The organism is Dactylosporangium sp. NPDC000244 (assembly GCF_040300725.1).
Classification (GTDB): domain Bacteria; phylum Actinomycetota; class Actinomycetes; order Mycobacteriales; family Micromonosporaceae; genus Dactylosporangium.
This window is the reverse complement of the sequence record NZ_JBEPEH010000012.1, coordinates 75,679-85,880: the sequence shown is the minus strand read 5'-3', so window position 1 is coordinate 85,880 and position 10,202 is coordinate 75,679. Positions and strand designations below refer to the sequence as shown.

Genomic DNA, 10,202 nt, shown 5'->3' with positions numbered 1-10,202 from the left:
CTCAGTGGCCACAGCAGCACGAGTTCGTCGACGCTCGCGCTGCTCCGGCCGGCCGCTGGTCTTCGGCGGCCGGCCGGAGCCTCGGTGCCTTCGGCGCGTCGGGCGAGGCGGGTCGGGCGAGGCGGGATCGGGCTTGTATCCCGTGGCCGTCAGACCGGGAGGCGGTCGTCGGCGTCGGATGGGAGTGGGGTGCGGGTGGGCGTGACGGTGAAGGTCAGGCCGGTCGCGTCCGTGGCGGTGGTGATGGTCTCGCCCGGGTTCAGGGTGCCCTGCAGCAGGCGGGTGGACAGTTCGTTCTCCAGTTCGCGGCGGATGGTTCGGCGCAAGGGGCGGGCGCCCAGGGCTGGGTCCGTGCCTGCCGTCGCCAGATAGTGGCGGGCGTCGTCTGTCACCACCAGGGTGATGCCGCGGGAGTCGAGTTCGAGGAAGACGCGGGTCAGGTGCTGGTCGACGATCGTCAGGAGGTCGTCCGGCGTCAAGGGGTGGAAGACCAGGATGTCGTCGATGCGGTTCAGGAACTCCGGGCGGAAGTGGCGGCGCAGGTCGCGGGTGAATGCCGATTGGGACGAGGACAGGTCGGTGGCGAACCGCGCGGGTGGGGCGGTGGGTGGCCGGGACGCGGTGGGCGGCTGAAGCGGTGCGACGGCGGGTGCTGCGGGCGGAGGCGACGGAGCGACGTGTGAAGGAGGAACTGGAGCGTCCGAGGCAGGAGACGGTGGCGCGGAAGAAGGGGCGACGTGCGAGGGAGGAGTCGGAACGCCCTGGGCGGGAGCCGGTGGCGTGGACGCAGGAGCAGGAGCAGGAGCAGGAGCAGGAGCAGGAGCAGGAGCAGGAGTCGGAGTAGGAGTCGGGGGCGTTAGTGCCGGGGCGAAGCCGGCCGGGGTCGTTGCCGTGCCCAGGTTGGTGGTCAGGATCAGGATCGTGTGGCGGAAGTCGGCGCGGCGGCCCTGGGCGTCGGTCAAGTGGCCGTCTTCCAGGATCTGCAGCAGGGCGTTGAACACGTCCGGGTGGGCCTTCTCGATCTCGTCGAAGAGGATGACCGAGAAGGGGCGGCGGCGGACTCGTTCCGTCAGCTGGCCGCCCTCGTCGTGGCCGATGTAGCCGGGTGGGGCGCCGACCAGGCGGGCGACCGTGTGGTGGTCGTGGTACTCCGACATGTCGAGCTGGATCAGGGCGTCCTCGGTGCCGAAGAGGTGCTCGGCCAGGGCCTTCGCCAGCGAGGACTTTCCGACGCCGGACGGGCCCGCGAAGATGAAGGACGCCGTCGGGCGCTTCGGGTCGCTCAGGCCGGTGCGGGAGCCGCGCACGGCGTCGGCCACGGCTCGCACGGCGTGGGCCTGGCCCACGACCCGCGAGTGCAGAGACCGCTCCAGGCCCAGCAGGCGCGTCGCCTCGTCGGCGGACAGGGCGCCCACCGGGATGCCGGTCCAGGTGGACAGGACCTCCGCGATCCGGTCGCGGTCCACCACGATCGGGGAGCCGGAGCCGGAGCCAGGGGCGGGGGCGGGGGCGAAGCCAGGGGCGGGGGCGGGGGCGAAGCCAGGGGCGGGGGCGGGGGCGAAGCCGGAGCCGGGGGCGAATCCGGAAGCGGAGGCGGCTGCGGAGGTGGAGGTGGAGGCGGACGTGGGTGAGGCCAGGGCCGCACGCGCGCCGGACTCGTCCAGCAGGTCGATGGCCTTGTCCGGCAGGCGGCGCTGCGGGACGTAGCGGTCGGAGAGCGTCACGGCCGCGCGCACGGCGTCGTCGGTGTACGTCACGCCGTGGTGGGACTCGTAGCCCGCGCGCAGGCCCTGCAGGATCGCGATCGACTCGGGGACCGTCGGGGGCTCGATCGTCACCGGCTGGAAGCGGCGGTCGAGGGCGCCGTCCTTGGCGATGTACCGCCGGTATTCCTCCGTCGTCGTCGCCCCGATCGTCTGCAGCTCGCCGCGGGCCAGCAGCGGCTTGAGCAGCGACGCGGCGTCGATGGCGCCCTCGGCGGCGCCGGCGCCGACCAGGGTGTGGATCTCGTCGATGAAGACGATGACGTCGCCGCGGGTGCGGATCTCCTTGATGACCTTGCGCAGGCGCTCCTCGAAGTCGCCTCGGTAGCGCGAGCCCGCCACCAGGCCGCCGAGGTCCAGCGAGTAGACGCTGCGGCCGGTCAGCGCGGGCGGCACCGAGCCGGCCACGATGCGCTGGGCCAGGCCCTCGACGACGGCGGTCTTGCCGACACCGGGCTCACCCGTGAGGATCGGGTTGTTCTTGCGCCGGCAGGTGAGGATCTGCACGACCCGCTCGATCTCGGCGTCGCGGCCGATCACCGGGTCGAGGGTGCCGTTGCGCGCGTCGGCGGTCAGGTCGTGGCCGAACTGGTCCAGCGTCGGGCTCGCCGGGCGCTGCGCCGAGCCGGAGCCGGCCGGGCCCAGGGCCGACGGGTGGCCGGTCAGGCCGTCCATGATCTGGGCCCGCAGCGCGTTGGGGGCGGCGCCGAGGCGGATCAGGACCTGGGCGGCGGTGCCCTCGCCCTCCCGGATCAGGCCGAGCAGGATGTGCTCGGTGCAGACGCGGTCGTGGCCGAGCCGCAGGGACTCGCGCAGGGCCAGCTCGAGGATCTTCCTGGCGCGGGGCGTGAACGGGATGTTGGCGACCGGGGCCTGCGCGCCGAGGCCGACGAGGTCCTCGACCTCGTGGCGGACCTGCTCGAGGCTGACGCCGACGGCGCGCAGGGCCGCGCCGCCGATGCCGTCGTGCTCCATCAGCAGGCCCAGGAGCAGGTGCTCGGAGCCGAGGTAGTTGTGGTTGAGGGTGCGGGCCGACTCCTGGGCCAGCACGACGGCGCGGCGGGCCGAGTCGGTGAAACGCTCGAACATGGGGCATCGACGCCTTCCGGCGGGCAGCACCCGCCCTCGACACGAAGGTGGATGCGCTGAGTCGAAGCCTCTTGGCCGTCACGCGGGACAGCGCGGGTAGGCGCCCTACCCGAAGAACCTTGGGACCACGATAACGCCACAGGACGGCAAACCCGTTCCGCTGAGAGCGAAGCGAGGTGATACAAGGATTCGGTGACGGCAACGACGCTGTTCCAACGCACCGCGGGCCCGCTCGGCGCGCCCTTCCTGCTGCTCGGCGGGTCGCTGGGCAGCAACCTCGACATGTGGCGGCCGCAGCTGCCGCGCTTCGGCGACCGGATGCGGGTGGTGCGCTTCGACCATCGCGGGCACGGCGGCTCGCCGGTCCCGCCGGGCCCGTACCGCATCGAGGACCTCGGCCGCGACGTCCTCGCCCTGCTCGACCGCCTCGGGATCGAGCGGGCGAGCTACTGCGGCCTGTCCCTGGGCGGCATGGTGGGCATGTGGCTGGCCGCCCACGCACCCGAGCGCATCGAGCGCCTGGTGCTCATCTGCACCTCGGCCCACCTGCCGCCCGCCGACAGCTGGCTGGACCGGGCCCGGCAGGTGCGGGCCGCCGGGATGCAGCCGGTCGCGGACGCGGTCCTCGGCCGGTGGTTCACGCCCCGCTACCGCGCCGCGCTGCCGGCCCGGGTCGCGCCCTACCGGGCGATGATCGCCGCCTGCCCGGCCGAGGGCTACGCGGGCGGCTGCGAGGCGATCGCCGCCATGGACCTGCGCGCCGACCTGGACCGCATCGCCGCCCCGACACTGGTGATCGCCGGGGCGGACGATCCGGCCACGCCGCCGGAGCACGGTGAGCTGATCGAGCGCCGGGTCCGCACCAGCCGTCTCGTGGTCGTACCGAACGCCGCCCATCTGGCGAACGTGGAGCAGCCGGAGGCGATCAGCCAGCTCATCGCCGATCACGTGATGGACTGATACACCGCCAGGGTCCGGTCGGCGATCGCCGCCCAGGAGAAGTGGTCCACGGCCCGCTGCCGACCGGCCCGGCCGAACGCGGCCGCCCGCGCCGGGTCCTCCAGCAGCGACGTCATCGCGTCGGCGAGCCCGGCCACGAACCGGTCGGGGTCCAGCGGCGTGCCGGAGCCGTCCGCGACCTGCTCGATCGGCACCAGCAGCCCGGTCTCGCGGTCGGCGACGACCTCGGGGATGCCGCCGGTCGCGGTCGCCACGACCGCCGTCTGGCAGGCCATCGCCTCGAGGTTCACGATGCCCATCGGCTCGTAGATCGACGGGCAGACGAACAGGGTGGCGTGCGTGAGGACCTGGATGACCTCGCGCTTGGGCAGCATCTCCTGCACCCACACGACCCCGGAGCGGGTCGCCTTGAGCTCGTCGGCCAGGGCGGTGACCTCGGCCGCGATCTCCGGCGTGTCGGGCGCGCCGGCCAGCAGGACGATCTGCGTGTCCGGCGGCAGCGACCGGGCGGCGCGCAGCAGGTACGGCAACCCCTTCTGCCGCGTGATCCGCCCGACGTAGACGACGCTCGGCCGCGCCGGGTCGATCCCGAGGCGCTCCAGCACGTCGGTCGCCGGATCGGGCGAGTACTGCTCCGTGTCGATGCCGTTGTAGACGACGTGCACCTTGTCCGGGTCGACGCCGGGGTAGGCGCGCAGCACGTCGGCCTTCATCCCGGCCGACACGGCGATGACGGCGTCGGCGGCCTCGATCGCGGTCCGCTCGCACCACGACGACAGCGCATACCCGCCGCCGAGCTGCTCGGCCTTCCACGGGCGCAGCGGCTCCAGGCTGTGCGTGGTCACCACGTGCGGCACCCCGTGCAGCAGCTTGGCGACGTGCCCGGCCAGGTTCGCGTACCAGGTGTGGCTGTGCACGACGTCGGTGCCGGCGCACCCGGCGGCCATCTCCAGGTCGACGCCCATGGTGCGCAGGGCGGCGTTGGCCCCGGCCAGCCCCGCGGGGTCGGCGTACCCGGTCACCCCGGCCTCGGCGCGCGGCGCCCCGAAGCAGTGCACGCGCACGTCCAGCGGGGCCGAGCGCAGGTTGCGAAGCTCGCGGGCCAGATACTCCAGATGCACGCCCGCGCCGCCGTAGACGTCGGGCGGGTATTCTCGGGTGAGCAGGTCTACTCGCACGCACCAAACACTAATTGCTGTTCGTCTGGCGCAACACGCCGGACACGTTTAGCGTCTGGCCCATGGCTGCCAAGAACGTCCTCGCGATCGTCCTCGCCGGAGGCGAGGGCAAGCGGCTCATGCCCTTGACCACTGACCGGGCCAAGCCCGCGGTGCCGTTCGGCGGCATATACCGCCTGATCGACTTCGTGCTGTCCAACCTGGCCAACGGCGGCTATCTCAAGATGGTCGTGCTGACCCAGTACAAGTCGCACTCGCTGGACCGGCACGTCACGAAGACCTGGCGGATGTCGACGCTGCTGGGCAACTACGTGACGCCGGTGCCCGCGCAGCAGCGCCTGGGCCCGCGCTGGTTCGCCGGCTCCGCCGACGCCATCTACCAGAGCCTGAACCTCATCAACGACGAGCGGCCCGACTACGTCATCGTCTTCGGCGCAGACCACATCTACCGGATGGACCCCGAGCAGATGGTGCGCCAGCACATCGAGTCCGGGGCGGCCGCCACGGTGGCCGGCATCCGCCAGCCGCTGTCGACCGCCGACCAGTTCGGGGTCATCGAGGTCGGCGAGAGCGGCCGGCAGATCAGCGCCTTCCGCGAGAAGCCCAAGGACGCCCGGGGCCTGCCGGACAGCCCCGGCGAGATCTTCGCGTCGATGGGCAACTACGTGTTCACCACCGACGCGCTCATCGACGCGGTGACCCGGGACGCGCAGGACGCGTCCAGCAAGCACGACATGGGCGGCAACATCATTCCGTACTTCGTGGAGAAGAACGACGCCGCCGTCTACGACTTCAGCACGAACGTGGTCCCGGGCAGCTCCGAGCGCGACCGCGGCTACTGGCGCGACGTCGGGACGCTGGACTCGTACTACGAGGCCAACATGGACCTCATCTCGGTGCAGCCGGTCTTCAACCTGTACAACTTCGACTGGCCGATCTTCACCGGGAACAGCCCGTGGCCGCCGGCCAAGTTCGTGCACGGCTGGGGCGAGCGCGTCGGCCGGGCGATCGGCTCGATGATCTCCCCCGGCGCGGTCATCTCCGGCTCGCTGGTGGAGAACTCGGTGGTCTCCCCCAACGTGAAGGTGCACTCCTGGGCCCACGTCGAGGGCTCGGTGCTCATGGAGGGCGTCGACATCGGGCGGCACGCCGTGGTGCGCAACGCCATCCTGGACAAGAACGTCGTCGTGCCCGAGGGCGCCGAGATCGGCGTCGACCTCGAGCGCGACCGGAAGCGGTTCACCGTCTCCGAGGGCGGCATCGTCGTGGTGGGCAAAGGTCAGCGCGTCGAGCCGTAGCTTCACCCTGCAGGCACCGCGACAATTCGATACGGTGAGGATCATGGGCAATTCCCCTGAGGCGCTCAAGACGGAGATCGCGACCCCAAAAGCGACCGAAACGGAGATCGCGCTGTCCGAGGAACCGGTCGAGCCCCAGGAGACGGCCGAGTCGCCGGCGGCGTCCTTCCACGCCCCGGCGGTCGGGATCGGCCAGCGGTTCCCCATCGAACAGGTCACCCCGCAGATCGAGGGCGGTCGCTTCGCGGCCAAGGCCGTCGTCGGCGAGGCGGTGCCGGTCTCCGCGGTGTCGTACCGAGAGGGCCACGCCATGATGGGGTGCAACGTCGTGCTCATCGCGCCCGACGGCACGGAGCGGCCGTTCAACCGGCTGCGCCCCGGCCCGGCCGGCACCGACTCCTGGCTCGGCGAGATCCGGCCCGACGCGGTCGGCGCGTGGCGCTTCGCCGTCGAGGCGTTCAGCGACCCGTACCTCACCTGGCACAGCGCCGTGTCCAAGAAGATCGCCGCCGGCCAGGGCCTCGAGGACCTCGCCAACGACCTGGCCGAGGGTGCGACGCTGCTGCGCGAGGCGGCCGCGGACATGCCGGACGGGGAGCGCGGGCGGGTCCTCGGCGCGGCCGGCGCCCTCGACGACGCCGGCATCCCGCTGTTCGCGCGGGTGTCGCCGGCGCTGGACCTCACCGACGTGCTGTGGCGGCACCCGCTGCGCCAGCAGGTGACCCGCGGCGACGCGCTGCCGCTGTGGTGCGACCGGGAGCGGGCGCTGTTCTCGGCCTGGTACGAGTTCTTCCCGCGCTCCGAGGGCGCCGTCGTGGACGAGCGCGGCAAGCCGGTCAGGCACGGCACGTTCGCCTCCGCCACGCCGCGCCTGGCGCAGGTGGCGGACATGGGGTTCGACGTCGTGTACCTCCCCCCGATCCACCCGATCGGCCGCAGCAACCGCAAGGGCCCGAACAACACCCTGGTCGCCGGGCCCGAGGACGTCGGCTCCCCGTGGGCCATCGGCGCGGCCGAGGGCGGGCACGACGCCCTCCACCCGGACCTCGGCACCCTGGCCGACTTCAAGGCGTTCATCGGCGCGGCGCACGGAGCCGGCGTGGAGATCGCCATGGACCTGGCGCTGCAGTGCGCGCCGGACCACCCGTGGGTCACCGAGCACCCGGAGTGGTTCACCACCCGCGCCGACGGCTCGATCGCCTACGCCGAGAACCCGCCGAAGAAGTACCAGGACATCTACCCGCTCAACTTCGACAACGACCCCGAGGGCATCCGCGCCGAGATCCTGCGCGTGGTCCTGCACTGGGTCGAGCAGGGCGTGAAGATCTTCCGGGTCGACAACCCGCACACGAAGCCGGTGGGCTTCTGGCACTGGATCATCGGCGAGGTCAAGGCGGTCGACCCCGACGTGCTGTTCCTCGCCGAGGCGTTCACCCGCCCGGCGATGATGCACGGGCTGGGCAAGATCGGCTTCACGCAGTCGTACACGTACTTCACCTGGCGCGTCGAGGGCTGGGAGATCCGCGAGTACGTCAACGAGCTCATCGCGGCCGCGGACTACATGCGCCCGAACTTCTGGCCGAACACCCCCGACATCCTGCCCGTGCACCTGCAGCGGGGCGGGCCGCCGATGTTCAAGATCCGGGCCGTGCTCGCCGCGCTGCTGAGCCCGTCCTGGGGCATGTACGCGGGCTTCGAGCTCTTCGAGCACCTGCCGCGCCCGGGCGCCGAGGAGTACCTGGACAACGAGAAGTTCCAGCTGCGCCCGCGCGACTGGGAGGCCGCCGAGGCGGGCGGCGAGTCCCTCGCGCCGTACCTGCGCCGGCTCAACACCGTGCGCCGCGAGCACAAGGCGCTGCAGCGGCTGCGCAACACGGTGTTCCACGGCATCGACAACGAGCAGGTGCTGTGCTGGTCCAAGCGCGACCCCGAGACCGACGACACCGTCCTCGTCGTCGTGTCGCTGGATTCACACAACGTGCAGTGGGGTAACACGACACTGGACATGCCCGCGCTCGGTTTCGACTGGCACGAGCGGTTCACGGTCCGCGACGAGATCACCGGCGCGACCTTCGACTGGGGACAGCACAACGCCGTCCGGCTCGATCCCTACTACGAGCCGGCACACGTGTTCACGGTGCACCGGCACCGGTGAACGACCGGTGAGCGGGGCAGGCTAGACGGCTAGGCAAGGTGGGTACAGCATGAGCGACGCAGTCGAGCACCCGTCCTCCAGCGACTTCAGCCAGGCGCGGGTGCTGCCCGCCGAGGAGCGCTGGTTCCAGCGGGCGGTCTTCTACGAGGTGCTGGTGCGGGCGTTCGCGGACTCCAACGCGGACGGTGCCGGCGACCTCAAGGGGCTCATCGGCCAGCTCGACTATCTGCAGTGGCTCGGCGTCGACTGCCTGTGGCTGCCACCGTTCTACGACTCGCCGCTGCGCGACGGCGGGTACGACATCCGGGACTTCTACAAGGTCCTGCCCGAGTTCGGCACCGTCGAGGACTTCGTCGCCCTGCTCGACGCGGCCCACAAGCGCGGCATCCGGGTCATCACCGACCTGGTCATGAACCACACCTCGGACTCCCACCAGTGGTTCCAGGAGTCCCGGCGCGACCCCGACGGCCCGTACGGCGACTACTACGTGTGGTCCGACACCGACAAGGCCTACTCCGACGCCCGGATCATCTTCGTCGACACCGAGGAGTCCAACTGGACCTTCGACCCGGTGCGGCGGCAGTTCTTCTGGCACCGGTTCTTCTCCCACCAGCCGGACCTCAACTACGCCAACCCCGAGGTCCAGCGCGAGATGATCGACGTGCTGCGGTTCTGGCTGGACCTGGGCATCGACGGCTTCCGGCTCGACGCGGTGCCGTACCTCTTCGAGTCCGAGGGCACCAACTGCGAGAACCTGCCCGAGACCCACGAGTTCCTGCGCCGCTGCCGCAAGGTCATCGACGACGAGTTCCCCGGCCGGGTCCTGCTCGCCGAGGCCAACCAGTGGCCGGCCGACGTCGTGGAGTACTTCGGCGACGGCGACGAGTGCCACATGGCGTTCCACTTCCCGCTCATGCCGCGCATCTTCATGGCCGTGCGCCGCGAGTCGCGCTTCCCGATCTCGGAGATCCTGGCCCACACCCCGCAGATCCCCGGCAACTGCCAGTGGGGCATCTTCCTGCGCAACCACGACGAGCTGACCCTCGAGATGGTCACCGACGAGGAGCGCGACTACATGTACGCGGAGTACGCCAAGGACCCGCGGATGCGCGCCAACGTGGGCATCCGGCGCCGGCTCGCCCCACTGCTGGAGAACGACCGCAACCAGATCGAGCTGTTCACCGCCCTGCTGCTCTCCCTGCCCGGCTCCCCGGTGCTGTACTACGGCGACGAGATCGGCATGGGCGACAACATCTGGCTCGGCGACCGCGACGGCGTGCGCACCCCGATGCAGTGGACCCCGGACCGCAACGCCGGCTTCTCGCAGGCCAACCCGGGCCGGCTCTACCTGCCGGCGATCCAGGACCACGTGTACGGCTACCAGTCGGTCAACGTCGAGGCCCAGCGGGAGAGCTCCACCTCGGTGCTCAACTGGACCCGCACGATGCTGCAGGTCCGCCGCCGCCACGAGGCCTTCGCCGCCGGTGAGTTCCGCGAGCTGGGCGGCTCCAACCCCTCGATCCTCGCCTTCGTGCGGGTCCACGGCGACGACGTCGTGCTGTGCGTGAACAACCTGTCGCGTTTCCCGCAGCCGATCGAGCTGAACCTGCAGAATTGGGCCGGATACACGCCCATCGAGCTCACGGGGCACGTCCAGTTCCCGGCGATCGGCCAGCTGCCGTATCTGCTGACCCTGCCGGGACACGGTTTCTACTGGTTCCAGCTGACCGCGCCGGTAGAGCAGAGCTGACTGAGAAGG

Annotated in this window: 6 protein-coding genes; 4 read left to right on the top strand and 2 right to left on the bottom strand. The window is 71.1% G+C overall.

Annotated features, from left to right (window positions below):
- Window positions 1-149: 149 nt before the first annotated feature.
- Entirely contained in the window at window positions 150-2,852 is a 2,703-nt protein-coding gene (locus tag ABT369_RS18640) for an ATP-dependent Clp protease ATP-binding subunit (protein WP_350613422.1), read from the bottom strand.
- Window positions 2,853-3,044: 192 nt separating this feature from the next.
- Between ABT369_RS18640 and pcaD the strand changes: the two genes are divergently transcribed.
- Window positions 3,045-3,812, top strand: coding sequence for a 3-oxoadipate enol-lactonase (pcaD, locus tag ABT369_RS18635; protein WP_350613421.1), 768 nt, complete (start codon window positions 3,045-3,047; stop codon window positions 3,810-3,812).
- Here the strand turns inward: pcaD and glgA are convergent.
- A complete protein-coding gene (gene glgA / locus ABT369_RS18630; RefSeq protein WP_350613420.1) occupies window positions 3,797-4,990 on the bottom strand; it encodes a glycogen synthase in 1,194 nt (397 codons plus the stop codon). The two genes, pcaD and glgA, sit on opposite strands and share 16 nt — an antisense overlap.
- A gap of 62 nt (window positions 4,991-5,052) precedes the next feature.
- Between glgA and glgC the strand changes: the two genes are divergently transcribed.
- From glgC to treS, 3 genes are all read left to right on the top strand, one after another.
- A complete protein-coding gene (glgC, locus tag ABT369_RS18625; protein ID WP_350613419.1) occupies window positions 5,053-6,288 on the top strand; it encodes a glucose-1-phosphate adenylyltransferase in 1,236 nt (411 codons plus the stop codon).
- 187 nt (window positions 6,289-6,475) lie between these two features.
- Complete coding sequence (locus tag ABT369_RS18620; protein WP_350613677.1) at window positions 6,476-8,443, top strand: alpha-1,4-glucan--maltose-1-phosphate maltosyltransferase; 1,968 nt, start codon at window positions 6,476-6,478, stop codon at window positions 8,441-8,443.
- A gap of 49 nt (window positions 8,444-8,492) precedes the next feature.
- Window positions 8,493-10,193 (top strand): maltose alpha-D-glucosyltransferase, encoded by a 1,701-nt coding sequence (treS, locus tag ABT369_RS18615; RefSeq protein ID WP_350613417.1) that lies wholly within the window; start codon window positions 8,493-8,495, stop codon window positions 10,191-10,193.
- Window positions 10,194-10,202 lie beyond the last annotated feature (9 nt).